General features: G+C 60.5%; 22 protein-coding genes. 15 read left to right on the top strand and 7 right to left on the bottom strand.

Annotated elements, in window-relative coordinates; all coding sequences use genetic code 11:
- Window positions 1-64: 64 nt before the first annotated feature.
- Window positions 65-820, bottom strand: a complete 756-nt coding sequence (gene xni / locus A1WC_RS05455) for a flap endonuclease Xni (RefSeq protein WP_016161730.1) — start codon at window positions 818-820, stop codon at window positions 65-67.
- A 96-nt stretch (window positions 821-916) separates the two neighbouring features.
- Window positions 917-2,860, bottom strand: coding sequence for a sigma-54-dependent Fis family transcriptional regulator (locus A1WC_RS05460; protein ID WP_008806268.1), 1,944 nt, complete (start codon window positions 2,858-2,860; stop codon window positions 917-919).
- A 77-nt stretch (window positions 2,861-2,937) separates the two neighbouring features.
- On the opposite strand from A1WC_RS05460, the gene A1WC_RS28050 reads away from it, so the two are divergent.
- From A1WC_RS28050 to A1WC_RS05500, 9 genes are all read left to right on the top strand, one after another.
- Window positions 2,938-3,054, top strand: coding sequence for a hypothetical protein (locus A1WC_RS28050; RefSeq protein ID WP_046882366.1), 117 nt, complete (start codon window positions 2,938-2,940; stop codon window positions 3,052-3,054).
- 77 nt (window positions 3,055-3,131) lie between these two features.
- On the top strand, window positions 3,132-4,304 hold the full coding sequence (gene ssuD, locus A1WC_RS05465) for an FMNH2-dependent alkanesulfonate monooxygenase (RefSeq protein ID WP_016161729.1): 1,173 nt from the start codon (window positions 3,132-3,134) through the stop codon (window positions 4,302-4,304).
- Window positions 4,305-4,350: 46 nt separating this feature from the next.
- Complete coding sequence (locus tag A1WC_RS05470) at window positions 4,351-5,748, top strand: FAD/NAD(P)-binding protein (protein ID WP_016161728.1); 1,398 nt, start codon at window positions 4,351-4,353, stop codon at window positions 5,746-5,748.
- Window positions 5,749-5,821: 73 nt separating this feature from the next.
- Window positions 5,822-7,228, top strand: coding sequence for an LLM class flavin-dependent oxidoreductase (locus A1WC_RS05475; protein ID WP_012540717.1), 1,407 nt, complete (start codon window positions 5,822-5,824; stop codon window positions 7,226-7,228).
- Window positions 7,225-8,247, top strand: a complete 1,023-nt coding sequence (locus tag A1WC_RS05480) for a methionine ABC transporter ATP-binding protein (RefSeq protein WP_004174621.1) — start codon at window positions 7,225-7,227, stop codon at window positions 8,245-8,247. The genes A1WC_RS05475 and A1WC_RS05480 overlap by 4 nt, the downstream gene beginning before the upstream one ends.
- A complete protein-coding gene (locus tag A1WC_RS05485; protein ID WP_008806263.1) occupies window positions 8,244-8,942 on the top strand; it encodes a methionine ABC transporter permease in 699 nt (232 codons plus the stop codon). Before A1WC_RS05480 ends, A1WC_RS05485 begins: the two co-directional genes overlap by 4 nt.
- Window positions 8,939-9,817: a MetQ/NlpA family ABC transporter substrate-binding protein gene (locus tag A1WC_RS05490; RefSeq protein ID WP_002915265.1), complete on the top strand. Its 879-nt coding sequence runs from the start codon at window positions 8,939-8,941 to the stop codon at window positions 9,815-9,817. The genes A1WC_RS05485 and A1WC_RS05490 overlap by 4 nt, the downstream gene beginning before the upstream one ends.
- A 193-nt stretch (window positions 9,818-10,010) precedes the next feature.
- Window positions 10,011-11,432 (top strand): MFS transporter, encoded by a 1,422-nt coding sequence (locus A1WC_RS05495; protein ID WP_004151071.1) that lies wholly within the window; start codon window positions 10,011-10,013, stop codon window positions 11,430-11,432.
- A gap of 10 nt (window positions 11,433-11,442) precedes the next feature.
- Window positions 11,443-12,666, top strand: a complete 1,224-nt coding sequence (locus tag A1WC_RS05500; protein ID WP_016161727.1) for an acyl-CoA dehydrogenase family protein — start codon at window positions 11,443-11,445, stop codon at window positions 12,664-12,666.
- Between the two features lie 45 nt (window positions 12,667-12,711).
- On the opposite strand, the gene A1WC_RS05505 is transcribed toward A1WC_RS05500, so the two are convergent.
- From A1WC_RS05505 to queF, 5 genes are all read right to left on the bottom strand, one after another.
- Window positions 12,712-13,653 (bottom strand): aliphatic sulfonate ABC transporter substrate-binding protein, encoded by a 942-nt coding sequence (locus A1WC_RS05505; RefSeq protein WP_002915261.1) that lies wholly within the window; start codon window positions 13,651-13,653, stop codon window positions 12,712-12,714.
- A 138-nt stretch (window positions 13,654-13,791) separates the two neighbouring features.
- Complete coding sequence (locus tag A1WC_RS05510) at window positions 13,792-15,159, bottom strand: L-serine ammonia-lyase (protein ID WP_016161726.1); 1,368 nt, start codon at window positions 15,157-15,159, stop codon at window positions 13,792-13,794.
- Between the two features lie 65 nt (window positions 15,160-15,224).
- Entirely contained in the window at window positions 15,225-16,514 is a 1,290-nt protein-coding gene (locus tag A1WC_RS05515) for an HAAAP family serine/threonine permease (protein ID WP_008806259.1), read from the bottom strand.
- 509 nt (window positions 16,515-17,023) lie between these two features.
- On the bottom strand, window positions 17,024-18,391 hold the full coding sequence (ppnN, locus tag A1WC_RS05520; RefSeq protein ID WP_008806258.1) for a nucleotide 5'-monophosphate nucleosidase PpnN: 1,368 nt from the start codon (window positions 18,389-18,391) through the stop codon (window positions 17,024-17,026).
- A gap of 111 nt (window positions 18,392-18,502) precedes the next feature.
- The gene (gene queF, locus A1WC_RS05525) at window positions 18,503-19,348 is read right to left on the bottom strand and encodes an NADPH-dependent 7-cyano-7-deazaguanine reductase QueF (RefSeq protein WP_008806257.1); all 846 of its coding nucleotides are present in this window, start codon (window positions 19,346-19,348) and stop codon (window positions 18,503-18,505) included.
- Between the two features lie 68 nt (window positions 19,349-19,416).
- On the opposite strand from queF, the gene syd reads away from it, so the two are divergent.
- The 6 genes from syd (at window position 19,417) to A1WC_RS05555 (ending at window position 25,333) form a co-directional block, all read left to right on the top strand.
- Window positions 19,417-19,962, top strand: a complete 546-nt coding sequence (syd, locus tag A1WC_RS05530) for a SecY-interacting protein (protein WP_008806256.1) — start codon at window positions 19,417-19,419, stop codon at window positions 19,960-19,962.
- 632 nt (window positions 19,963-20,594) lie between these two features.
- On the top strand, window positions 20,595-20,924 hold the full coding sequence (locus A1WC_RS05535; protein ID WP_008806255.1) for a YqcC family protein: 330 nt from the start codon (window positions 20,595-20,597) through the stop codon (window positions 20,922-20,924).
- Window positions 20,924-21,718 (top strand): tRNA pseudouridine(65) synthase TruC, encoded by a 795-nt coding sequence (gene truC / locus A1WC_RS05540; RefSeq protein WP_008806254.1) that lies wholly within the window; start codon window positions 20,924-20,926, stop codon window positions 21,716-21,718. Before A1WC_RS05535 ends, truC begins: the two co-directional genes overlap by 1 nt.
- A gap of 4 nt (window positions 21,719-21,722) precedes the next feature.
- A complete protein-coding gene (locus A1WC_RS05545) occupies window positions 21,723-22,166 on the top strand; it encodes a flavodoxin (RefSeq protein WP_008806253.1) in 444 nt (147 codons plus the stop codon).
- Between the two features lie 471 nt (window positions 22,167-22,637).
- Entirely contained in the window at window positions 22,638-23,996 is a 1,359-nt protein-coding gene (locus A1WC_RS05550) for an MFS transporter (RefSeq protein ID WP_008806252.1), read from the top strand.
- Window positions 23,993-25,333: an enolase C-terminal domain-like protein gene (locus tag A1WC_RS05555; RefSeq protein ID WP_012967325.1), complete on the top strand. Its 1,341-nt coding sequence runs from the start codon at window positions 23,993-23,995 to the stop codon at window positions 25,331-25,333. The genes A1WC_RS05550 and A1WC_RS05555 overlap by 4 nt, the downstream gene beginning before the upstream one ends.
- Window positions 25,334-25,346 lie beyond the last annotated feature (13 nt).

Genomic DNA, 25,346 nt, shown 5'->3' with positions numbered 1-25,346 from the left:
GGCCCGGGTAAAGCAGGCAGTGCCGGAGGCAGTTACCCTGCACCGGCGCACCTCTTAACGATGGTTAGCGCGTCAGCCGCAGCTGCTGCAGATTGCCATCCAGCTGGAGGTCGGTCTGCAGGCGGGCCACTTCCCGGCAGGTGAAGGCCATCTCCTGATGCGCGGCCAGCTTTTTGCGCCACTTCTCCGGCACCTCGGCCAGACGGGCGTACAGCCCCTCCAGGTCCTGAAACTCGTTCAACAGCTGGGCGGCGCTTTTGGGGCCAATGCCCGCCACGCCCGGCACCTTCGAGCTGCTGATCCCCGCCAGCCCCCAGTAATCCGCCAGTTGCTCCGGAGTGACACCGAACTCGCTGGCGATAAAGGGCGCGTCCAGCCAGCGCTTCTGAAAGTAGTCGCGGATGCGGATGGTGGGCGACAGCAGCTGACAGTAGCCTTTGTCGGTGGAGACAATGGTGGCCTGATGGCCCGCCTGGGCCACCTTTACCGCCAGGGTGGCGGCGAGGTCGTCCGCTTCGCTGCCCGGCGAGGCCCAGCAGCGGATCCCCCGCTGTTCGAAGGCGGTCCGCAGCGCTGGCATCTCGGCCACCAGCGTTTCCGGCATCGGCGCGCGGCCGGCTTTGTACTCCGGCAGGCGCTGGTGGCGCCAGCCGTGGGCGCGATCCTCATCATCGAACACCGCCACCGCGTGGGTGGGCTGACTGTGGACGATCAGCTGCTCCAGCGCATGCAGGCAGGTATCGACGCAGGGCGAACCCTGCACCGCATGAATGCGGCGGATCAGATTTAACGCGTCGACGATTAACAGATGAACAGCCACAGATACCCCCTTATTCTCAGCGTCTTTAGGGTAACATCGCCATCGGATCGAGGCTATCTGCGCCTGAACAATCAGGAAGATAACGCGCAAATTTCGCTAACTGACCGCCATCAGCGGGCTGATGACGCCCGGCGCGGGTTCGCCGTACCACACCGCTTCGCGCACCGGGACCGGTTTGGCGATAAGCCCGAGGGCGTAAAAGCGATCGGCGATGGTCTGCTGGGCGCGGATCACCGACAGATCCATCGGCCGCGGGCGATGGCTGCGGCGGGCGAGGGCCATGCTCAGCGACCGGGCGTCAATCCCCAGCTCTGCCGAGAGTAAGCGGGCCGCTTCGCCACGATGTGAGTCGATAAACTGCCCGGTGTGGGTCAGCTCCGTCAGCAGACGGCGCATGATATCGCCGTGCTGAGCGAGGTAGTCCCGTCGCGAAAGATAAAACTGATGGTTGTTGACTCGTCCTTCGCCGCTGGCGACCACCCGCAGCTCGCCGGTGTGTTCGGCGTCGCTGAGCAGCGGGTCCCACATCATCCAGGCGTCAACCGCCAGGTAGTCGCTGGCGGTCAGCGGATATTTCGGCGGGGTATAGACCACCCGCACGTCGTTCAGACCCAGGCCGGCGTCCTCGAGGATCTGCAGCAGCAGCCAGTGGACATTCGACCCTTTATTGAGGGCGATGCGTTTACCGCGCAGATCGCTGAGCTGGCGAATGTCGCTCTCCTGCGGGACGACCATCGCCACGCTGCGCGGCGCCGGCGGCTCCCACGCCACGTACATCAGTTCGCTATTGCTGGCCTGGGCAAACACCGGCGGCGCTTCTCCGGTGGTGCCGAAGTCGATCTCGTTGCAGGCGAGGGCGTGGAGGAGCTGCGGTCCGGCAGGAAACTCACTCCACAGCACGTTGACGCCGAGGCTGGCGAAGGCGGTTTCCAGACTCTGACGGGCTTTCAGGATCCCGAGGCTGCCGAAGCGCTGGTAGCCAATGCGCAGTTCGCGATCGGCCCCGGCTGCGTTGGCGAACGCCCGCGGCGGCGCAGGCGGGCGGCGGCGGCTTTTGATCAGCCCGAGGTTAGCGAGCTGGGTGCGCAAGGTATGCCGGCTGATCCCCAACAGCGCGGCCGCCTGGCTCTGGTTATCGTCGCAATGCGCCATGGCGTGGCGAATCAGGGCGCTGGTCACTCGCTGCCACAGCGGCTCGCCGGGAAGCGCCAGCTGGTGGCGAATAAAGTCGTCCAGTTCATGATCGCTCGCCGGCGCCGGGGCGTCGTTGAGCGTCGCCAGGCGCAGCTGGGCAGGACTGATCTCCTCTTCTTTACTGAGCAGCACCGCGTTGTGCAGGGTGTTTTCCAGCTCGCGAATATTGCCCGGCCACGAATAGTCCATCAGCCGGGCCAGTGATTCCGGCGCCAGACGCAGGGTTGGCCGCCCGAGGCGCCGGGCGTAGAGTGATAAAAAGTGGTGCGCCAGCAGCGGGATATCCTGCCGACGCTGGCGCAGCGGCGGCAGCGGCACCACCGCGATATTCAGTCGATAGTAGAGATCCTCGCGAAAGCGGCGCTCGCGGATCGCCTGGGCCAGGTCGACGTGGGTGGCGGCAATCACCCGGACATTCACTTTAATCGCTTTGCGTGAGCCGACGCGGGTAATTTCACGCTCCTGCAGCACTCGCAGCAGCTTGACCTGCAGCGGCAGGCTTAATTCGCCGATCTCGTCCAGCAGCAGCGTCCCCCCTTCCGCGGCTTCAAACCAGCCGGGCTGTCCCTGCTGCGCGCCGGTGAAGGCGCCTTTCTCATGGCCGAACAGTTCGGCTTCGGCGAGGCTCTCGGTCAGCGCGCCGCAGTTAACGGCCAGAAACGGCTGCTGGCGACGGGCGCTGTGATGATGGAGATAGCGCGCCACCACCTCCTTGCCGGTGCCGGTTTCGCCCACGATCAGCACGGTCGCCTCCGTTGGCGCGAGCTTGTCCAGCAGGCTCTGGAAGGCCTTCGACGCCGGGTCGATCAGCGCGGGAGCGGTGGAAGGGGATTCTGGGTTCAGCATAGCGGGCCTCCGATCGTTGACGCTCTGAACTTATCCTGCGGCGGCCGCAGAAACCAGAGGGGGAAGGCCCGCGGCTGTTGCAAATGCGCCAGCGGATGCGCGGCGGCTGCGCGATTTGCAACAGCGTGGCGCGGCGAAGCCGTTTTCAGTGCATTGATTTTAAAAGATTAATTTTTTATTCACCATTGGCATGATTATCGCTAACACTCATATAACCAAATTAAAACATCTCTTCGATAAATATCGGATATGGTTATATAGGAAATAGATAATGACGCAGCAAGCTCCCGACAAGATCAATGTCTTCTGGTTCTTACCTACCCATGGCGATGGCCGTTATCTGGGTACCACCGAGGGTGGACGCCCGGTCGATTTACCTTATCTGCAGCAGGTGGCGTTGGCGGCCGACAGTCTGGGCTACTACGGCGTGCTGATCCCCACCGGTAAAAGCTGTGAAGATTCGTGGCTGGTGGCCTCGGCGCTGGCGCCGTTGACCCGCCGTCTGCGCTATCTGGTGGCGGTCAGGCCGGGCCTGCAGCCGCCAACCCTGGCGGCGCGGATGGCGGCCACCCTCGACCGTTTATCGGAAGGTCGGCTGCTGATCAACGTCGTTACCGGCGGCGACCCGGTGGAAAACAAAGGCGACGGTATCTTCCTCAGCCACAGCGAGCGCTATCAGGTGACCCGCGAATTTCTCGATGTTTACACCCGCCTGCTGCGCGGGGAAAAAGTGGACTATCACGGTGAGCATATTCATGTGGAAGGTGCTGAAGTGCTGTTCCCGCCGGTACAGGAGAATGGCCCGCCGCTCTATTTCGGCGGCTCTTCTGAGGCGGCCATTGATGTGGCGGCCGAGCAGATCGACAGCTATCTGACCTGGGGCGAACCCCCGGAACTGGTGGCGGAGAAGCTGGCGGTGGTGCGCGATCGCGCCGCGGCCCGCGGACGCACCCTGCAGTACGGCATTCGTCTGCACGTCATTGTGCGCGAAACGGAAGAAGAGGCATGGGCCGCCGCCGACCGGCTGATCGCCCATCTTGACGACGATACCATTGCCCAGGCGCAAAAGATCTTCGCCCGCATGGACTCGGCCGGCCAGGCGCGGATGAGCGCCCTGCATCAGGGGTCGCGCGATAATCTGCGCATTGCGCCCAATCTGTGGGCCGGCGTCGGACTGGTGCGCGGCGGCGCGGGTACCGCGCTGGTAGGTAATCCGCAGCAGGTAGCGGAACGCATCCGCGAATATCAGGCGCTCGGCATCAGCAACTTTATCTTCTCCGGCTACCCACATCTGGAAGAAGCGCACCGCTTTGCTGAGCTGGTGATGCCTCTGTTGCCGCTGGAAAACGCGGCCTCGTCGAAGGCGCGTAGCGTGAACACCGGTCCGTTTGGCGAAACCATCGGCGGCGATAAGCGCCCGGTGCGCCAGGTCAGCGCCAGCTGATGGCCCGGAGCGCGACCATGAGACAGCATACCGGAGGAGGGCTGCGATGAGTGCAGAACCGCATATCGTGATTATCGGCGGCGGCTTTAGCGGCGCGGCGGTGGCGATTGAGCTGCTGCGCCTGGCGCCGAACGGGGTGCGCGTGACGCTGCTGGAGCCGCGCCAGTCCCCCGGGGCAGGGGTGGCCTACTCCACTGCGGAGCCGACGCACCGGATTAACGTCCCGGCCGCTCGCATGCAGCTGGCCGGCGACGAAGAGGGCGCCTTCGATCATTGGTACCGCCATCAGCCTGCCTTTGACGTCGATGTGCAGGCGCTGCGCCCGGACGGTTCCGTCTACCCTCAGCGCGGCCAGTTTGGTCGTTATGTGGCGCAGCGTTTTGCCGACGCCGTGGCGTCCAGCGGCGGACGGCTTCGCCACCTGCGCGATCGGGCGCTCGCTTTTCATCAGGGGACGGTGACCACCGACGGCGGCCTGCAGCTTAAGGCCGATCTGCTGGTGCTGGCGATCAGTCATCCACCGCCTTCGCTGCCGCCGCAGGCCGAAGCCTGGCGTCATCATCCGGCGCTGATTGCCAACCCGTGGCAGCCCGGCGCGCTCGATGCCATCGCCCCGCACGCCCGGGTGGCGGTGATGGGCACCGGATTAACCATGGCCGATACGGTCGCGACGCTGGACCGGCTGGGCCACCGCGGCAGTATCGTCGCCTTTTCGCGCCACGGCCTGCTGTCGCGCGGCAACCTTAGCGGCGCAGGGACAACCTGGCCCGGCGACTATCAGCAGGGCAACCTGCGTCAGCGCCTGCGTCAGATCCGCCTCGACGTCGCGTATGCGGCGCAGCAGGGCCTGAGCTGGCAGGTGGTGCTGGATGCGGTTCGTCAGCAGGGGCAGCGGATCTGGCAGGCGCTCAGCGTCGCCGATCGCCAGCGTTTTCTGCGCCATCTGCGCCATTACTGGGATGTCCACCGCTACCGCGTGGCGCCGCAGGTCGCCGAGGTGCTGGAGGCGCGCCAGCGCACGGGCAGTCTACAGGTGCAGGCGGCCAGGCTACTGTCGATAAGCGGTGAAGGCGAAACGCTGCGTCTGACGCTGGCGCGGCGCGGCGGCGGCGTGCAGACCCTGAGCGTCGATCACCTGATCCTGACGACCGGACCCGCACACCGCGCCCTGACCGACAGCCAGCCATTTTTACAGGACCTCGCCCGCCGCGGCCTGATTCGCGCCGATGCCCTCGGCATGGGCCTGGAGGTGGACAGCCGTTCCCGGGCAGTGGCTGAGCCGCACGTTGAGGCGCCGCCGGTGCTGGTGGCCGGTCCGGCCGCCCGCGGGCGTTTTGGCGAACTGATGGGCCTGCCGCAGGTAGCCGACCATGCCGCCGACGTGGCGGCGCAAGCGTTACTCACGCTCGGGATCCCGCTGGACTCCCGATGTCCTGCGTACTGAATACCTCCCTTTATTTTCCCTGATTCATTTTGCCGCGTGCGCCCCGGCGACGGGCCGCGCTATGGAGATTGCTATGTCATCACAACGTGAAATTCGTCTTAACGCTTTCGATATGAACTGCGTCGGCCATCAGTCGCCGGGCCTGTGGGCGCATCCCCGGGATCGCTCCTGGCAGTATAAAGATCTGGAGTACTGGGTGGATCTGGCGCGGCTGCTGGAGCGCGGCAAGTTCGACGGGCTGTTTATCGCCGACGTGCTGGGGATCTATGACGTACTGAACGGCAGCGGCGACGCGGCGATCCGCCAGGCGACGCAGGTTCCGGTCAACGATCCGCTGGCACTGATCACCCCGATGGCGCTGGTGACGGAGCATCTGGGCTTCGGCCTGACCGCCTCGCTGTCGTTTGAGCATCCTTACCCCTTCGCTCGTCGTCTGTCGACGCTCGATCATCTGACCAAAGGGCGGGTGGGCTGGAATATCGTCACCTCCTATCTGGAGAGCGGGGCGCGCAATATCGGCCAGCAGACTCAGACCGATCATGACACCCGCTATGACTATGCCGATGAGTATTTGCAGGTGATCTACAAACTGCTGGAGGGAAGCTGGGAGGACGGGGCGGTGCTGCGCGACAGAGAGCGGAAGATCTTCAGCGATCCGCGGAAAATCCATCCCATTAACCATCAGGGACAGTTCTTTTCCGTGCCGGGGATCCACCTCTGCGAGCCATCCCCGCAGCGCACGCCGGTGCTGTATCAGGCGGGGGCGTCCAGCCGCGGCAAACAGTTCGCCGCCGGCCATGCCGAATGCGTCTTCGTCGCAGCGCCGTCGAAGGTGCTGCTGAAGAAGACGGTGGCGGATATTCGCCGCCGGGCAGTTGAGGCGGGGCGCGATCCGCACAGCATCCTGATCTTCAACCTGCAGACGGTGATTGTCGGCGACACCGACCGTGAGGCGCAGGCGAAGTGGCAGGAATATAAGCAGTACGTCAGCTATGAAGGCGCGCTGGCGCTGCTCTCCGGCTGGACGGGGATCGATTTCGGCCAGTATCAGCCGGATCAGGTGCTGAAGTATCTGCACACCAACGCCATTCAGTCGGCGGTGGAGGCCTTTTCGACCGCTGATCCGAACCGCCAGTGGACGGTGCAGGCCCTGGCCGATTGGGCGGGGATCGGCGGCTTCGGTCCGCTGGTGGTTGGCAGCGCGCAAACCGTGGCGGACGAACTGCAGTCCTGGGTCGAAGAGACGGACGTCGATGGCTTTAACCTCGCCTATGCCGTCACTCACGAAACCTTCCGCGACGTCGTCGAGCTGCTGGTGCCTGAGCTGCAAAAGCGCGGCGTCTTTAAGCAGGAGTACCGCGAGGGGACCCTGCGCGAAAAACTGTTCGGCGCCGGCCCGCGTCTGGCCGCGCCTCACCCGGGCGCCAGCTACCGCCGCGATGCGCGCACGGCGGCATCGGTAGAGGAGAAGGTGACATGATCGCTATCGATGACCTGCATAAAAGTTACCGCACGGCGGATGGCCGGCTCAGCGCGGTGCTGAAAGGGCTGTCGCTGCAGGTGCCTGAGCGCTCCATCACCGCGGTGGTGGGGCCGAGCGGCGCCGGTAAATCAACCCTGGCGCGCTGCATCAGCCTGCTGGAGCAACCGGACAGCGGCAGCATTCGTATCAATGGCCAGGATCTGTCGGCGCTGTCCGGCGAGGCGCTGCGCCGGGAACGGCGGGCGATTGGCACCGTTTTCCAGTCTTCGGCGCTGTTGAGCCGCAGGACCGCCTGGGAGAATGTCGCCCTGCCGCTGGCGTGGCTGGGCGTGGTGGAGCGCGATATCAAGGCGCGGGTTGGCGAGCTGCTGGAGAGCGTCGGCCTGAGCCACAAAGCGGATGCCTGGCCGGCCCAGCTCTCAGGTGGCCAGCGCCAGCGGATCGGCATTGCCCGCGCGCTGGCGCTGCGCCCGTCCGTTCTGCTGGCGGATGAAGCCACCTCCGGCCTCGATCCTCAGGCCACGGCCTCGGTGCTGGCTCTGCTCAAGCGGCTGCGTGACGAGTACCAGCTGGCGATCGTCCTGATCACCCATGAAATGGACGCGGTGCGCACGGCGGCGGATGCGGTGGCGGAGATCCGCGACGGGACGATCGTCCAGTACGGGCGGATCGAAGATCTGCTGGCGCGCCCCGATTCTCTGCTCGGCCAGCAGCTGTTGCCGCTGACGCCGGCGGCAGCGACCCACAGCGATCTGCTGCTGCGTCTGAGCTACCGCTGGGATGTGCCGGTGGCCACCGACTGGATCAGCCGCCTGAGCCAGCAGTGGGCGCTGCAGATCGATCTCCTTGGCGGTCACGTCGAGGTGATCAATGGTCGGCTGGCCGGTCGCCTGCAGGCCGGAGTGCGTTTTCAGGGCGAACGCCTGTCGCCCGCGCGACTGCAGGGCCTGCTGGCGCAGCTCGGTATTACGGCGGAGATCCTCGACAGCGCGCCATTGCTCAGGGAGGCGGTATGAAACCGACAGTCATCAGCCAGGATACCCCCTGGGGCGAAATCCCTTCGCTGCTGCTCCCCGCCTATGGCGAAACCTGGCTGATGGTGGCCATTGTGATGCTGTTTGTCGTCACGCTGGGGGGGCTGGTGGGGGTGGTGTTGTTTAACGCCTCGCCGCGGGGCTTATTTCCGCACGCACTGCTGTACCGGCTGCTGAACTGGGTGGTCAATATGGGACGTTCGCTGCCGTTTCTGGTGCTGATGGCCGCCATTATCCCGTTCACATACTGGCTGACCGGCACCACGATTGGCATCCCCGCCGCGGTGGTGCCGATGATCGCCGCCGGCGTCCCGTTCTTTGGCCGTCTGGTGGAGAACGCGCTGCGCGAGTTGCCGGCGGAGGTCACCGCAGTGGGGGTCGTCTGCGGCGGGTCGCGCTGGCAAATCATTGCCAGCGCGCAGCTCAGTGAAGCCTTGCCCGCGCTGGTGGCGGCGGTGACGCTAAACCTGGTCTCGATGATTGAGTATTCGGCTATCGCCGGAACCATCGGCGCCGGCGGCATCGGCTACCTGGCCGTGGTGTACGGCTATCAGCGCTTCGACAACCACATCATGATCGCGACGATTGTTGCCCTGATCGCCACGATCCAGTTGATTCAATTTTTGGGTGACCGTCTGGTCAACCGTTTACGCCACACGCAGGGGAACCTTGTATGACAACAGAGCAATTTGAGTTACGTAAAGCGCGGCGCTGGCCCTGGCTGGCGGCGCTGGCGGTGATAATCCTGCTCGCCATCGCCTTCTGGTGGTGGCGGGGACATACCCAAAGCCAGCAGGTGGTCTTCGGCAGCACGTTAAAAATTCACTACGAGCCGGCGATGGCCGGCGAGCAGCGGATCATTGAGTATATTAATCAGCATATTGCGCCCGATTACGGTCTGAAACTGGAGGCGGTGGGGGTGCAGGATCCGGTACAGGCTGACCGCGCGGTAGCGGAAGGTCAGTATGCCGGGACGATCTATCAGCATCAGTGGTGGCTTAAACAGGTGGTGGACGCTAACGGCTTTGCGCTGTCGACCACGGTGCCGGTGTTCCAGTGGGCGTTTGGCATCTATTCCGACCGCTACTCGTCGGTACAGGCGTTGCCCAACGGCGCGACCATTGTCGTGCCTGACGATGGCGCCAATCAGGGGCAGGCCCTGTGGCTGCTCCAGCGCATTGGGTTGATCTCGCTCGACCCGGCGGTGGAGCCGCGCACGGCGAAGCTGAAAAATATTGTCGGTAACCCGCATCAGTTTGTCTTTAAAGAGCTGGATCTGCTGACCATGCCGCGGGCGTTAAATTCGGTGGATGCCGCCATCGGCTATGTCTCGCAATTTGACGCCGGGAAAGTGCCGCGTGAGAAAGGCATATTATTCCCGCCGGCGCCGCGCACCTTTGCTTCGCAATTAGTGATTGGTACACCGTATTTATCGCAGGAAAATATTGTCAAATTAAAACAGGCTTTTTCTGACCCGCGGATCCAGACGTGGTTAAAAACCACCGATGACCCGCTGGTAAAAGACGTATTAGTTCCAGTGTCCGCGGAATAAGCGTCCTGCACGACGTCTATTTTCGTTGTTATTTATTTCCCTTGAGGATGCGCGAAAGCGCGTCCTTTTTGTGCTGGTAATATTTATTAACTTATTGATTATATTGATTTTTATAGAATGATTTGTTGTTTTGATTCTCGTCGCGCGCGGTCTATAACCGCTGATGACCTGCACAAAATAATAAGGTGAAAAAATGAGTACATTACCAGTGGATAATCCCGGTATCGCTTCGGTACCGGTCAGTAGCGTCGGGGATGTGGCGCGGCTAATTAATTCCGGCAAGGAACAAGCGAAATATGCGCGGATGATTGTCTTCCTCGCGCTGGGGGGCGTTTTTCTCGACGCATATGACTTAACCACGCTCTCCTACGGTATTGATGACGTTGTACGTGAATTTCAGCTCTCACCGCTGCTGACCGGCCTGGTGACTTCGTCCATTATGGTCGGGACTATCGTCGGCAATATTATCGGCGGCTGGCTGACCGATAAATATGGTCGCTATTCGGTTTTTATGGCCGATATGTTCTTTTTCGTGATTTCGGCTATCGCCGCCGGGCTGGCGCCGAACGTCTGGGTGTTGATTGGCGCCCGCTTCCTGATGGGCATCGGCGTTGGCATCGACCTGCCGGTAGCGATGTCCTATCTGGCCGAGTTTTCCCGCTTTGCCGGCAAAGGCAACAAAGCGGCTCGCCTCGCGGCGTGGTGCCCGATGTGGTACGCCGCCTCAACCGTCTGCTTTCTCATTATCTTCGGCCTCTATTTCCTGCTGCCGCAGGAGCATCTTGACTGGCTGTGGCGCGCCTCCCTGCTGTTCGGCGCCGTGCCGGCACTGCTGATTATTGCCGTCCGCAGTCGATTTATGAATGAATCCCCGCTGTGGGCGGCGAACCAGGGCGATCTGACCTCTGCAGTGCGTATTTTACGCGACTCCTGGGGGATCCATGCCCATGAGGTCCCGGCGGCGAAGCCCGCGCCAGCGCCGAAAGTGAGCTTCCGCGTGCTGTTCGAAAAACCCTACCGCGAGCGGACTATCGTCGCCGGGGTGATGAATATCTGTATCTCCTTCGAGTACACGGCGATTGCCTTTTTCCTGCCGTCAATTCTTGCCCAGTTCCTCGGGGCTGGCGTCTTCGAAACTATTTCGGCATCGCTGGGGCTGAACGCCCTGTTTGCTTTTACCGGCGGGCTGCTCGGTATGCATCTGGCGTGGAAATATCCTTCGCGTCATGTGGCGATAGCCGGCTTCGCCCTGCAGTTTGTGGCGCTGATTGTGCTGGCGCTGGTGGGGCAACCGCACGCGACGGCAGGTATCGTGCTGGCTATCGCGATGCTGGGGCTGTGGCTGTTCGCCGAAGGGTTTGGCCCGGGGGCGCAGCTGATGATCTACCCGGCGCTCTCCTATCCTACTGCCATTCGCGCCACCGGGGTCGGTTTCAGCCGGGCACTCTCCGGGATCGGCAGCGCGCTGGCGTTGTTTATTCTGCCGCTGCTGCAGGCCTCCCTCGGCACGCAGATGTTCTGGGTGGTCTCGCTTGCCGCCATTATTCCCATTTTCTTCCTGCTGGCGGTCCGTCATGAACCGACGCGAGAAGATATCGACGCACTCCATGAATAAGGAACTGACAATGACCCTGCTCTCCACTGGCACCGATTATGACGCGCTGGCGGCCGCCTTCCGCCCGATATTCACCCGTATCGCCCAGGGCGCTGCGGAGCGCGAACAGCAGCGCATTCTGCCCGATGAGCCGATCCGCTGGCTGAAAGAAGCGGGCTTCGGCACGCTGCGTATCCCGCGCGAGAAGGGCGGCTGGGGCGCTTCGCTGCCGCAGCTCAGCGCGCTGCTGATCGAGCTGGCGCAAGCGGACTCTAACCTGCCGCAGGCCCTGCGCGCGCACTTTGCCTTTGTGGAAGATCAGCTGAATCAGCCGGATTCCGCCGGGCGCGACCGCTGGTTTCGTCGCTTCCTCGACGGTGAGCTGGTGGGCAGCGGCTGGACGGAGATCGGCGCGGTTAAGCTGGGAGAGGTGAACACCAGAGTGACGCCGACAGAGGGCGGCTGGCGACTCGACGGCGAGAAGTTTTACAGCACCGGCGCGCTGTACGCCGACTGGATCGATGTGTTTGCCCGGCGCAGTGATACCGCCGGCGATGTGATAGCCCTGGTCAGCACCCAGCAGACCGGCGTGGCGCGGGAAGATGACTGGGATGGCTTTGGCCAGCGGTTGACCGGCAGCGGGACCACCCGCTTTACCGGCGCTCGGGTGGAAACCGAACATGTCTATGATTTTGCCCAGCGCTTTCGCTATCAGACCGCCTTCTACCAGCATGTGCTGCTGGCGACCCTCGCGGGCATTGGCCTGGCGGTTGAGCGGGATGCCGCGCAGGGCGTCAAACATCGCTCCCGGATGTACAGCCACGGCAACGCCGCCGTGCCGCGCGATGACGCTCAGGTTCTGCAGGTCGTTGGGCAGATCAGCAGCTGGGCATGGGCGACCCGGGCCGCGGTCCTGCAGGCCGCGGAATCGCTGCAGCAGGCCTATGTGGCGCACGTCAGCGACGACGAAGCATTGATTGCCCGGCGTAACCAGCTGGCGGAAGTGGAAGCGGCGCAGGCGCAGGTGATCGCCAGCGACTGGATCCCGCGGGCGGCGACGGAGCTGTTTAATGCCCTCGGGGCGTCGGATACGCGAACTCGCCTTGCGCTGGATCGCCACTGGCGCAATGCGCGGACGGTTGCCTCGCATAATCCGGTGATTTATAAGGCACGTAATATCGGTAACTGGCTGGTGAACGGTGAAGCGCCCACCTTTATCTGGCAGATAGGCAATGGTGAGAAAACGGCGGGGTAAGCCTGTCGGCGACGGGAGGCGCAGTGCTTCCCGTCGTCAGGAAAATCAAGGTTTATCCAGCGACCAGGTGGCGCTGCGCACGTCGACTTTCACCGGCAGCAGGCCGATGCGCGTAAAGGTATCCGCCAGCGCCTGCTGTTCGTTATACACCGCCGGGGTCATGCGTTCGGCACCGTAGGGCAGGCGGGCCAGGGTCTTCAGCCAGATGGCTTTATCCAGTCCGGTTGAGGTCGACAGCAGCCCGGCGGCCTCGTCCTGATGGCTGTTCGCCCACGCGCTGAGTTTACCCAGCTCATCCACCACCTGCTTTGCTGTCTCCGGGTAGGTATCTGCAAACTTGCGGCTGGCGAGATAGAAGGTGTAGTGAGGCACCAGCCCCTCGGCATTGCGGATCTGTCGGGCTTTCGCGTTGGTTTCCACTTCTGCGAGGAACGGATCCCAGATCACCCACGCATCAATCGCCCCGCGCTGGAAAGCGGCGCGGGCATCCGCCGGCGGCAGATAGACCGGGGTGATGTCTTTATAGCTGAGGCCCGCTTTTTCCAGTGCGGCAACCAGCAGGTAGTTGACGTCAGACCCCTTGTTCAACCCCACGCGCTTGCCCTTCAGGTCGGCCACGCTGTGGATTGCCGACTGTTCAGGCACCACAATCGCTTCCGTTTTCGGGTTAGCGGGGGAATGGGCAAGGTAGACCAGATCGGCTTGCGCCGCCTGGGCAAAGGCCGGAGGCGCATCGCCGGTCGCGGCCAGATCGATACTACCGACGTTCAGCCCCTCCAGCATTTGCGGTCCGGCGGGGAATTCGACCCAGCGTACGGCAATGCCCTGTTTTTTCAGGCTCTCATCCAGCGTGCCGCGGTACTTCAGCAGCGCGAAGATATTCGCCTTTTGATAGCCGATGTTGACGGTTTCCGGCGCTTTGGCCAGCGCGGAGGTAGAGAGGGCGGCGAGGACCAGCAGCCAGGCGGGGCGGAATCGGTTGGACATTGTCTGTTCTCCTTAGCGGTTTTGCGTAAGGTAACAAACAGCGCTTATAACCATTAAATAACTAAAATTTTATTGATATAACAAAAAGAGTTATTCAGGACGATGACCCGACACGCCGACGCGTGCCGGGTCTGAGGATTAATCGCAGGCGACGATCTTCATCGCCAGGCCACCGCGAGAGGTTTCCCGGTACTTGGCGTTCATGTCTTTACCGGTTTTGTACATGGTCTCGATCACTTTATCGAGGCAGACGCGCGGCTCGCTGGTCCGGCGCAGCGCCATTCGCGCGGCGTTGACCGCTTTCACGGCGGCGATAGCGTTGCGTTCGATACACGGCACCTGCACCTGGCCGGCAACCGGGTCGCAGGTCAGGCCGAGGTTATGCTCCATGGCGATCTCTGCCGCGATGCACACCTGACCCGGACTACCGCCCAGCAGTTCCGCCAGACCGGCCGCCGCCATCGAGCAGGCGACGCCCACTTCACCCTGGCAGCCGACTTCGGCGCCGGAGATTGACGCGTTCATCTTATACAGCGAACCAATCGCGCTGGCGACCAGCATATAGCGGGCCAGAGAGTTGCTGTTCACCTTGCGGATAAACTTGTCGTAGTAGGCCAGCACCGCTGGCACGATACCGCAGGCGCCGTTGGTTGGCGCGGTAACGACCCGGCCACCGGCGGCGTTCTCTTCGTTCACCGCCAGGGCGAACATATTGATCCAGTCGACCACCGCCATCGGATCGCTGTTGGTGGTGTCCTGACTCACCAGCATGCGGCGCAGCGCGGCGGCCCGGCGCGGCACGCGCAGTTTGCCCGGCAGAACGCCTTCGGTGGTGATGCCGCGTTCGATACCGGCGCTCATCACTTCCCATACCGCGGCAAAGTGTTGCTCCAGCGCTTCTTTGCTGTGCAGCGCCAGTTCGTTCTGCATCATCAGCCCAGAGAGCGACAGCCCGGTTTCACGGCAGTGACGCTGCAGGTCGGCGGCGTTTTTATAAGGGTAAGGAACCGCAACCGGCGCATCGGCGATCTGGCCGAAGTGCGCTTCGTCGACGATAAAGCCGCCGCCGATAGAGTAATACGTCTGGCTGTAGATCACCTTGTCACCGGCCAGGGCGGTAATGCGCATGCCGTTCTCATGCAGCGACAGGTTGTCGGCATGGAAATTCATGCACTGATCGACCGGGAAGTCCACTTCGTGCTGACCGTTGGCCAGCATCAGGCGGACATGGGTGTTAACGTCCTGAATAAAGCCCGGAATGGCGTCGATGTCGACGGTGTCCGGCAGGTTGCCGGCGAGTCCCATGATAATCGCGATGTCGGTATGGTGGCCTTTACCGGTCAGGGAGAGGGAGCCATAGACGTCGACGACGACTTTGCTGACGTCGGCCAGCAGGCCGCGTGCGATCAGATCGTCAGTGAATTGTTTGCCCGCTTTCATCGGTCCAACGGTATGGGAGCTGGAAGGGCCAATGCCGATTTTAAAGATATCGAATACGCTGATCATATGTATTCCCGTGCTGTCGGAAAGCGCGCCGCCGTTAAGCGGCGCGGGGGGAGGTATTGACTGAATTAGCTGAACAGCGAGTAGAAGATCGCGGAGATGGCAATCAGACCCATAATTACCACGAAGACGTTGCTGATATGGCCGCTGTATTTACGCATCGCCGGCACTTTCTGAATCGCGTACATCGGCATCAGGAACAGGATCATCGCGATAATCGGGCCGCCAAGGGTCTCGATCATCCCGAGGATGCTCGGGTTCAGCGTCGCCACAATCCAGGTGGTCACCAGCATGAACAGCGCGGTCAGCTTGTTCAGTTTGTTGACTTCGATAGATTTGCCTTTACTGCGCAGGGATTTAATCACCATGCCGTTAAAGCCTTCGCGGGCGCCCAGATAGTGGCCGAGGAAGGATTTGGTGATGGCGATCATCGCGATGATCGGTGCCATCCAGGCGATAACCGGCGCGTTAAAGTGGTTTGCCAGGTAAGACAGAATCGAGATGTTCTGCTCTTTCGCCGCCGCCAGGTCCGCCGGAGAGAGGCTCAGGACGCAGCTGAATACGAAGAACATCACGGTCAGCACCATCATAATGTGAGCGCGGGCCAGGATGCTGGAGCATTTCTTCTCGGCGCCTGCGCCGTACTCTTCACGCTTGGCCACCGCGAAGGAGGAGATGATCGGCGAGTGGTTGAAGGAGAAGACCATCACCGGGATCGCCAGCCACAGGGTCATCAGCAGGCCATTGCCGGTTGCGGAGGCGCTGCTCAGGGAGAGCGTCTCCAGCGCCGCGCCGTTCCACTGCGGGATCAGGTACAGCGCCAGAATCATCAGGGCGATAACGAACGGGAACACCAGGATGCTCATCGCTTTCACAATCATCTGCTCACCGAAACGCACGATGGTCATCATGCCGACGATCAGGATCAGCGACAGAATGGCGCGCGGCGGCGGCGTCATGTGCAGCTGGTGCGCCATGAAGGTTTCGACGGTGTTAGTGATCGCCACGCTGTACACCAGCAGGATCGGGTAGATAGCGAAGAAGTAGAGCAGGGTAATCAGCTTCCCTGCGCCTACGCCGAAGTGTTCTTCCACCACTTCGGTGATGTCTTCGCCCGGATTTTTCCCGGAGAGGACGAAGCGAGTCATACCGCGGTGAGCGAAGAAGGTCATCGGGAAGGCCAGAATCGCCATGATAATCAGGGGGATCATGCCGCCGACGCCGGCGTTGATCGGCAGGAACAAGACGCCCGCGCCGATCGCTGTACCGTACAGGCCCAGCATCCACATGGTGTCGGTTTTACGCCATCCGCTGCGGGTTTCGCCCGAAACGATGGTGCTGGTTTGAGTGGTTTCCATCTGTATCTCCTGGAGGAATCAACAAAATCTAATGAACAAATACAATTGCGTAACATGAAATTCGTTTAATTACGGTTTTTTTAGAAATTTTCTCCGTAATAATTGGGCCGGAAAGATACATTTATATGGTTTATGCATCAGTGATCGCGATCTCAAATGCAATAATCCACTTTCAATGTGCGTATTTTTAGTCCAACAGACTGTTTCTGGTGATCAGCCAGCGATTTGTGGCGCGCAGGCTACCATTTGCAGCATATGAGATAAAAGCGGAGCGGCGTAATAACGAGGGATTTACTGTAAAAAAGAGATGTAGTCGACGTTTTTGCGCTTAAAACCATTTTTTGCAGTGATAATTGTCGCAGTTTTTACCAACGCAAACGATTGGCTATGTAGAAATGATTCAGGTGACTGAATAATAACAGAAAGGTTTTTAGCGTGTTCTGGAAGTCAGAGGAAGAGAGCCCGCCGGGGGCAGGCTGTAGAAGATACCCCGGCGGGAGAGTGAGAAATCAGGCGATGATTTCGTAGCAAGGAATATAGGCGGTGCCGCCCGGCAGTTTCATACGATGCTGGGCGACGAAGCCCTGCAGCAGATCGTCCATCCGGCGCATCATCTCCGGATCGCCATGCAGCTTGTAAGGACCGTACTGCTCAATGGCCTGGATGCCCACCTCTTTGACGTTACCCGCGACAATCCCGGAGAAGGCGCGACGCAGGTCGGCGGCCAGCACTTCCACCGGTTGGTCCGGGGAGAGCTTGAGATTGGCCATGTTTTCATGGGTCGGATCAAACGGCATCTGCAGGTCCGGCGAGATGCGAATCGACCAGTTGAAGCTGTAGGCATCATCGGTCTCGCGACGGCTCTCTTTCACCAGCGGCATCGCTTTTTTCATCTGCCGCGCCACTTCCGCCGGATCGTCGATGATGATCCGATAGTGACGACGGGCGGACTCGCCCAGAGTATGGGTGATAAACTCGTCCAGCACGCGGAAGTAGTCGGCGCTCTCTTTCGGTCCGGTGAGGATCAGCGGCAGCACCTGCGCTTTGTTCTCCGGATGCATCAGAATACCCAGCAGATAGAGCAGCTCTTCGGCAGTGCCGACGCCGCCCGGGAAGATAATGATCCCGTGGGCGATGCGCACGAAGGCTTCCAGACGCTTTTCGATATCCGGCATGATGATCAGTTCGTTGACCAGCGGGTTCGGCGGTTCTGCGGCAATGATGGACGGTTCGGTCATGCCGATAAAGCGGCTGTCTTTGTAGCGCTGCTGCGCGTGGCCGACGGCGGCGCCTTTCATCGGGGCCTCCATTGCGCCAGGCCCGCAGCCGGTGCAGATGTTCAGTTCGCGCAGTCCCAACTGCGTACCGACGCGGCGGGCGTAGAGATATTCGTTTTCATTAATGGAGTGACCGCCCCAGCAGACGATCATGTTCGGTGCTTCGCCGACGTGCAGCGCGCGGGCGTTGCGCAGGATCGAAAACACCAGGTTGGTGATATGGACCGAACTTTCCAGATCGAGGTTCGGGAAGCGAACGGTATTGTGGATCTGGCCGTAAACGAACAGGATATCGCGCAGCACGGCGAACAGGTTGGCCTGCAGGGAACGGATAATACGCCCGTCAACGAAAGCCTCTTCCGGCGGGTTGATCAGTTCCAGCTTCACGCCACGTTCGCGACGCAGCACGTTAATATCGAAGTTTTCAAAACGGGAGAGCAGCTCCTTGCTGTTATCGGTCAGGCTCCCCGAGTTGAGCACAGCAAGCGAGCAGTTGCGAAAGAGTTGATACAGGTCACTGCTGGCGGTGCGCTTAAGCATATCCACTTCCAGCTGCGACAGCATATCCATTGAACCAAGCGGGCTAACATGTGTAATCAAGTGAACTCCTTACAGGACGCTTATGGTCTTCCTGTGATTACAATAGCCCTGCGAGCGGCGTTTCCACAACCTTGCGCGCGCCTAAACGCACGCATATTGTGAAATTATTTATTATTGTCGGGCGAGGCGGCCAGTGGCGGGGGAAAAGTCGCCGTTGCTGCGCCAGGGGTTGATATCCAGACCGCCGCGTCGCGTATAGCGGGCGTAAACGGAAAGCGATTCCGGCTGGCAGAAACGGAGAATATCGTTAAAGATGCGCTCGACGCACTGCTCATGGAATTCGTTATGATGGCGGAATGAGACCAGATAGCGCAGGAGCTGCTCGCGGTCGATTTTCGCCCCCCGATACTGGATCTGCACCGAGCCCCAGTCCGGCTGGTGGGTGATCAGGCAGTTGGATTTCAGCAGATGGCTGACCAGCGTCTCTTCCACGATTTTGCCGCTGGCGGCGCCCTGCAGATAGTCGGTGCTGAACTGATAGTTATCGATCTCGATATCCTGATCGTCGATGCAGGCGCCGTGCAGGTGGGCAATCGGCTGGCCTTCCAGTTCATCCAGCCGATACAGCGCCACCTTGACCTCGCCCTGCGCGCAGGCGCTCAGATCGCGGGTCAGCGTCTCTGCAACGTCCTGCCAGCTGGCGAAACGCGTCTGGTTAAAGCTGTTGAGATAGAGCTTAAAGCTTTTTGACTCCACCAGATTGACGCTGGTGTCGGGGAGTTCGACGTGGCCGACGGCCACCTGCGGCAGGCCTTTGCCGTTCAGCCAGGAGAGTTCGTACAGCGTCCAGATATCGGCGCCGTGGAACGGCAGGTTATCGGCATGCAGGCCCAGCGGATCGCGGTTAAGGCTGCGCGGGACGCCCTGCAGCAGCGAGGCGTCATAAGTATCGCGGTAATCGGTTGATTTACCGAGCGTCAGGCCGGCCAGCGCCTGATGATTATCGTAAGAAGACATGTTTCACCATAGTAAAGCGGGTACACTATCTCTCCAGTGTATCCTGTCTAACGTGAAGAGAGAAACCGGTGGACCATCAGACCGCAGAAGCGCTGCGCGCTTTTACCCAACGTTACTGCGCCGCCTGGCAGCAACAGCGCAACAGCCTGCCGCGCAGTGAAGAGCTTTACGGCGTTCCGTCGCCTTGCGTCGTTGATACCCAAGGCGAGGCCGTATTCTGGCAGCCGCAGCCGTTTTCGCTGGCGCAAAATATCAGCGCGGTTGAACGCGCCCTGGATATTGTGGTACAACAACCGCTTCATTCTTATTATACCACTCAGTTTGCCGGCGACATGACCGGCCGGTTTGCCGACGAAACGCTGACGCTGCTGCAGACCTGGAGTGAAGAGGATTTCCAGCGGGTGCAGGAAAACTTAATCGGGCACCTGGTGGTACAGAAGCGCTTGAAGCTGGCGCCGACGCTGTTTATCGCCACCCTCGAGAGTGAACGGGATGTGATTTCCGTCTGTAATCTCAGCGGCGAGGTGATCAAAGAGACCCTCGGCACCGCCAAACGCATTACGCTTTCCCCCTCGCTTGCGAGTTTCCTCAGCCACCTTGAGCCGGTTCTGTAATCCAGTCTACCTGGTCGTTTGTGAGAGATCTCTTACAAAACCTGTAAGAGATCGTCATCATTTAAGGCAAATTTAATCCCTTCTTTTTTTTATAAGTCATTGGTATCAAATCAGATCTTAATTTTTTCGTCCTTTTGAGTGGGGACTAATCTTAAGAGATTGTCTCAAGAAGGGTTGTAAGACGAGGCAGAATCAGTGATCCTATGTCTGTCGACAGGAAGTCGCGAAATGAAGCGAACATCAGGATGATGGCGCTTCTGCAGGACCCGCCAGGATGGCGTTGCAAGGACAGGCTTCAGGATGAAGCAAGGATAACGCAGGAACGCGTAATGGACACCTCCAGGATGGAGAACGAGAGCCGCTCAGGATGAACGGTGGATCAGGAAGATCGGGACAAACTTAAGGATAAGTCATTTCGCATCGGGGTGGTGTGAAAGCAGGATGCGCGAGTTTATGGATGAACATTGGTCAGGAGACCTCAGGAAAAGTTTTCAAGGACGAGCAGGGAGCACCAATGTAGCGGGAATGCTGCAAAACGAACCGGGAGCACTGTTTATACAGTGCTCCCTTTTTTTATTTCTTCTGCGGATTTGCTATCCTGCGCCCGGTTTTTAACTCATCGAGGTTTCCCCATGACTCTTCACGATAGCGTGCGCGATCGCCTGCGCGCCATTGAAGCCCTGCTGCGCGAAACAGAGCACTGGCAGGCGACGGCGCCGGACAGCAGCGCCTTCGCCAGCGATAAGCCGTTTTGCCTGGATACCCTGGAGCCGCTGGAGTGGCTGCAGTGGGTCCTGATCCCGCGTATGCACCAGCTGCTGGAGAGCGGTCAGCCGCTGCCGCAAAATTTTGCCGTTGCGCCTTATTACGAGATGGCTCTGGATCAGGCCCACCCGGTCCGCGAATCCATGCTGGCGGAACTTCTGCTGTTAGACGCGCTGTTTGCCGGTGAGCAGGCCTGATGCTGGAGATTATCTACCAGGACGACTGGCTGGTGGCGGTCAATAAACCCTCGGGCTGGCTGGTGCATCGCAGCTGGCTCGATCGCGACGAGAAAGTGGTGGTGATGCAGACCGTGCGCGACCAGATTGGCCAGCACGTTTTTACCGCTCATCGTCTCGACCGGCCCACCTCCGGCGTCCTGCTGATGGGGCTGTCGAGCGAGGCGGGCCGCCTGCTGGCGCAGCAATTTGAACAGCATCAGATCCAGAAGCGCTACCATGCGATCGTCCGCGGCTGGCTGATGGACGAAGCGCTGCTGGATTACCCGCTGGTGGAAGAGCTGGATAAAATCGCCGATAAATTTGCTCGTGAGGACAAAGATCCGCAGCCGGCGGTGACCCACTACCGCGGCCTGGCGACGGTGGAGATGCCGGTGGCAACCGGGCGTTATCCCACCACGCGCTACGGGCTGGTGGAACTGGAGCCGAAAACCGGCCGCAAGCACCAGCTGCGCCGCCATCTTGCTCATCTGCGTCATCCGATCCTTGGCGACAGCAAGCACGGCGATCTGCGGCAAAACCGCAGCGCCGCAGAACATTTCGGCTGTCACCGCCTGATGCTGCACGCCAGCGAGCTGTCGTTGACCCATCCTTTTACCGGCGAGCCGCTGACCCTGCGCGCTGGTTTTGACGAGGTCTGGATGCGCGCCCTGTCGCAGTTTGGCTGGCGCGGGCTTCTCCCGCTAAATGAAAGGGTTGAGTTTGCCGACGACTGCGGTCAGGATGAAGGGAATAAGGTCAATCCAGGGAGATAATAGCATGGCGGAAGTCGGAATTTTTGTCGGCACCATGTACGGCAACTCGCTGCTGGTCGCGGAAGAAGCGGAAGCGATCCTCAGCGGACTGGGACACAAGGCAACCGTGTACGAGGATCCGCAGGTCAACGACTGGGAATCCTATACGGGTAAATATGTGCTGGTGGTCACCTCCACCACCGGGCAGGGCGATCTGCCGGACAGCATTGTTCCGCTGTATGAGGGGATGAAAGATATGTATCAGCCCCATCTGCGCTACGGCATTATCGCGCTCGGCGACAGCACCTATGCTAACTTTTGCGGCGGCGGGCTGAAATTCGACCAGCTACTGCAGGAGCAGGGCGCGAAGCGCATCGGCGAGATGCTGAAGATTGACGCCAGCGAAGACCCGGAGCCGGAGAGCGTCTCCAATCCGTGGGTTGAGCAGTGGGCCACCCTGCTCGAATAAAAGCGCTGCCCTCTCCCTACGCAGAGGGCGCTCTTTCAATACGTCGCAGCCAGATACGCGGACGTCAAAATGGTAGCGCGTTCCTGGCGCCACGCCTTTAGGCAAACGCCACAATATCCTTAGCAATATCATGGCTTAAGCCAGCCAGTTTCACCGGGTCAAGTGAGGTATTTCACACTCCGGCCCTTTTTGCTGTGCTTTGCGGCTCCAGCGGCGCTGGTTTTTCATTTCCGTGAACTTCCCCCCATTCTTTCAGGCATTCGCCACAAACCACCTGCAATAGCGGCGTAAAAGCTGTGTAGATGCACGGTGAGCCGCGGTGTGCCTCTTCATATACTGCTCCAGCCAGTGATAAATGCAGTGCCAGATATAACGACAACTATCAAAACACGACCACGTCATTCTGATTACCCTACAGGTTGTGCTGTTCAGAATGAACGTAGCTAAACGCTATGATTCAGGAGTACAACAATGAGTTCATTAAGTCAGGCGGCGACGGCGGCTGAAAAGCGCACCAACGCCCGCTACTGGATAGTGGTGATGCTGTTTATCGTCACTTCTTTTAACTATGGTGACCGGGCGACGCTGTCGATCGCCGGTTCGGAAATGGCCAAAGATATCGGCCTCGATCCTGTTGGCATGGGGTATGTGTTCTCCGCCTTCTCATGGGCGTATGTCATCGGCCAGATCCCGGGCGGCTGGCTGCTTGACCGCTTCGGTTCGAAGCGCGTCTATTTCTGGTCGATCTTCATCTGGTCGATGTTTACCCTGCTGCAGGGCTTCGTCGATATCTTCAGCGGCTTTGGCATTATCATCGCGCTGTTCACTCTGCGTTTCCTCGTCGGCCTTGCCGAGTCGCCGTCATTCCCCGGCAACAGCCGTATCGTCGCCGCCTGGTTCCCGGCGCAGGAGAGGGGGACGGCGGTATCGATTTTTAACTCCGCCCAGTACTTTGCCACCGTTATCTTCGCGCCGATCATGGGCTGGCTGACGCATGAGGTGGGTTGGTCGCACGTGTTCTTCTTTATGGGCGGCCTGGGGATTGTGATCAGCTTTGTGTGGTTGAAAGTGATCCACGATCCGAACAACCATCCGGGCGTAAACCAGAAAGAGCTGGACTATATCGCCGAAGGCGGGGCGCTGATCAACATGGATCAGAAGAGTAGCGCGCAGAAAGTGCCGTTTAGCGTCAAAATGGGACAGATCAGACAGCTGATCGGATCGCGGATGATGATCGGCATCTATATCGGTCAGTATTGCATCAACGCCTTAACCTACTTCTTTATCACCTGGTTCCCGGTTTATCTGGTGCAGGCGCGCGGCATGTCGATCCTCAAAGCCGGCTTTGTCGCCTCCGTTCCGGCGGTGTGCGGCTTTGTCGGCGGGGTGCTGGGCGGGGTGATTTCCGACTGGTTAATGCGCCGCACCGGCTCGCTGAACATCGCGCGCAAAACGCCGATCGTGCTGGGGATGCTGCTCTCCATGACCATGCTGATGTGTAACTATGTCAACGTGGAGTGGATGGTGATCGGCTTTATGGCAATGGCCTTCTTCGGCAAAGGGATCGGGGCGCTCGGCTGGGCGGTGATGGCGGATACCGCGCCGAAAGAAATTAGCGGTCTCTCCGGCGGCCTGTTCAACATGTTCGGCAATATCTCCGGTATCGTCACTCCCATCGCCATCGGCTATATCGTTGGCACCACCGGCTCGTTCAACGGCGCGCTGATCTACGTCGGCATCCATGCCCTGGTGGCGGTGCTGAGCTACCTGGTGCTGGTGGGCGATATCAAACGCATCGAACTGAAACCTGTGGTGGGGCGCTCATCATGACTACCCAATCCAGCCCGATTATCACAGAGATGAAGGTCATTCCGGTGGCCGGGCACGACAGCATGCTGCTGAACATCGGCGGGGCGCACAACGCCTGGTTTACCCGCAATATCGTGGTATTGACCGATAATGCCGGCCACACCGGCGTTGGCGAAGCGCCCGGCGGGGAGGTTATCTACCAGACGCTGCTGGCGGCGATCCCGCAGGTGGTGGGCCAGGAGGTCGCCCGACTCAATCGCGTAGTGCAACAGGTGCACAAAGGCAATCAGGCGGCGGATTTCGATACCTTCGGCAAAGGGGCATGGACCTTCGAACTGAAGGTTAACGCGGTGGCGGCGCTGGAAGCGGCGCTGCTCGACCTGCTCGGCCAGGTGCTGAAGGTGCCGGTCTGCGAGCTGCTGGGGCCGGGTAAGCAGCGTGATGCCGTCACCGTGCTGGGCTACCTGTTCTATATTGGCGATCGGCAGAAAACCGACCTTGGCTATCTGGACCATACGCCGGGCGATCATGAATGGTACCGCCTGCGCCATCAGCAGGCGTTGAGCAGCGAGGCGGTAGTGCGTCTGGCGGAAGCCGCCCAGGATCGCTACGGTTTCAAAGACTTTAAGCTGAAGGGCGGCGTACTGCCCGGCGAGCAGGAGATCGACACCGCGCGGGCGCTGAAAAAGCGTTTTCCGGAGGCGCGCATCACCGTCGACCCGAACGGCGCCTGGCTGCTGGATGAGGCCATCGCGCTGTGCAAAGGGCTGCAGGATGTCCTGACTTATGCCGAAGATCCGTGCGGTGCCGAGCAAGGTTTCTCCGGCCGGGAGGTGATGGCCGAGTTCCGTCGTGCTACCGGGCTGCCGGTCGCCACCAATATGATCGCCACCAACTGGCGTGAAATGGGCCATGCGGTGATGCTCAATGCCGTCGACATCCCGCTGGCGGACCCGCATTTCTGGACGCTCTCCGGCGCGGTACGGGTGGCGCAACTGTGTGACGACTGGGGGCTCACCTGGGGCTGCCATTCCAACAACCACTTTGATATTTCCCTGGCGATGTTTACCCACGTGGGCGCCGCCGCGCCGGGCAACCCCACCGCCATTGACACCCACTGGATCTGGCAGGAGGGCGACGCGCGCCTGACCAAAAATCCGCTGCAGATTATTCACGGCAAGATTGCCGTGCCAGACGCGCCGGGACTCGGCGTGGAACTTGACTGGGAGCAGGTGCGCAAAGCCCATGAGGCCTATAAAGCGCTGCCGGGCGGCGCGCGCAACGACGCAGGCCCGATGCAGTACCTGATCCCCGGCTGGACATTCGACCGCAAACGTCCCGTTTTCGGCCGCCACTAATTAAAAAGGATGA

Source organism: Klebsiella sp. KTE92 (assembly GCF_000398905.1).
Lineage (GTDB): Bacteria > Pseudomonadota > Gammaproteobacteria > Enterobacterales > Enterobacteriaceae > Klebsiella > Klebsiella variicola.
This window is presented reverse-complemented; position numbering and strand designations above follow the sequence as displayed.

What these genes read in the sequence shown, in the direction of transcription:
- A1WC_RS05460 (WP_008806268.1), bottom strand. Translation starts at nt 2,860, where the DNA reads ATGCTGAACCCAGAATCCCCTTCCACCGCTCCCGCGCTGATCGACCCG.
- ssuD (WP_016161729.1), top strand. Translation starts at nt 3,132, where the DNA reads ATGACGCAGCAAGCTCCCGACAAGATCAATGTCTTCTGGTTCTTACCT.
- A1WC_RS05470 (WP_016161728.1), top strand. Translation starts at nt 4,351, where the DNA reads ATGAGTGCAGAACCGCATATCGTGATTATCGGCGGCGGCTTTAGCGGC.
- A1WC_RS05475 (WP_012540717.1), top strand. Translation starts at nt 5,822, where the DNA reads ATGTCATCACAACGTGAAATTCGTCTTAACGCTTTCGATATGAACTGC.
- A1WC_RS05480 (WP_004174621.1), top strand. Translation starts at nt 7,225, where the DNA reads ATGATCGCTATCGATGACCTGCATAAAAGTTACCGCACGGCGGATGGC.
- A1WC_RS05485 (WP_008806263.1), top strand. Translation starts at nt 8,244, where the DNA reads ATGAAACCGACAGTCATCAGCCAGGATACCCCCTGGGGCGAAATCCCT.
- A1WC_RS05490 (WP_002915265.1), top strand. Translation starts at nt 8,939, where the DNA reads ATGACAACAGAGCAATTTGAGTTACGTAAAGCGCGGCGCTGGCCCTGG.
- A1WC_RS05495 (WP_004151071.1), top strand. Translation starts at nt 10,011, where the DNA reads ATGAGTACATTACCAGTGGATAATCCCGGTATCGCTTCGGTACCGGTC.
- A1WC_RS05500 (WP_016161727.1), top strand. Translation starts at nt 11,443, where the DNA reads ATGACCCTGCTCTCCACTGGCACCGATTATGACGCGCTGGCGGCCGCC.
- A1WC_RS05505 (WP_002915261.1), bottom strand. Translation starts at nt 13,653, where the DNA reads ATGTCCAACCGATTCCGCCCCGCCTGGCTGCTGGTCCTCGCCGCCCTC.
- A1WC_RS05510 (WP_016161726.1), bottom strand. Translation starts at nt 15,159, where the DNA reads ATGATCAGCGTATTCGATATCTTTAAAATCGGCATTGGCCCTTCCAGC.
- A1WC_RS05515 (WP_008806259.1), bottom strand. Translation starts at nt 16,514, where the DNA reads ATGGAAACCACTCAAACCAGCACCATCGTTTCGGGCGAAACCCGCAGC.
- queF (WP_008806257.1), bottom strand. Translation starts at nt 19,348, where the DNA reads ATGTCTTCTTACGATAATCATCAGGCGCTGGCCGGCCTGACGCTCGGT.
- A1WC_RS05535 (WP_008806255.1), top strand. Translation starts at nt 20,595, where the DNA reads ATGACTCTTCACGATAGCGTGCGCGATCGCCTGCGCGCCATTGAAGCC.
- truC (WP_008806254.1), top strand. Translation starts at nt 20,924, where the DNA reads ATGCTGGAGATTATCTACCAGGACGACTGGCTGGTGGCGGTCAATAAA.
- A1WC_RS05545 (WP_008806253.1), top strand. Translation starts at nt 21,723, where the DNA reads ATGGCGGAAGTCGGAATTTTTGTCGGCACCATGTACGGCAACTCGCTG.
- A1WC_RS05550 (WP_008806252.1), top strand. Translation starts at nt 22,638, where the DNA reads ATGAGTTCATTAAGTCAGGCGGCGACGGCGGCTGAAAAGCGCACCAAC.
- A1WC_RS05555 (WP_012967325.1), top strand. Translation starts at nt 23,993, where the DNA reads ATGACTACCCAATCCAGCCCGATTATCACAGAGATGAAGGTCATTCCG.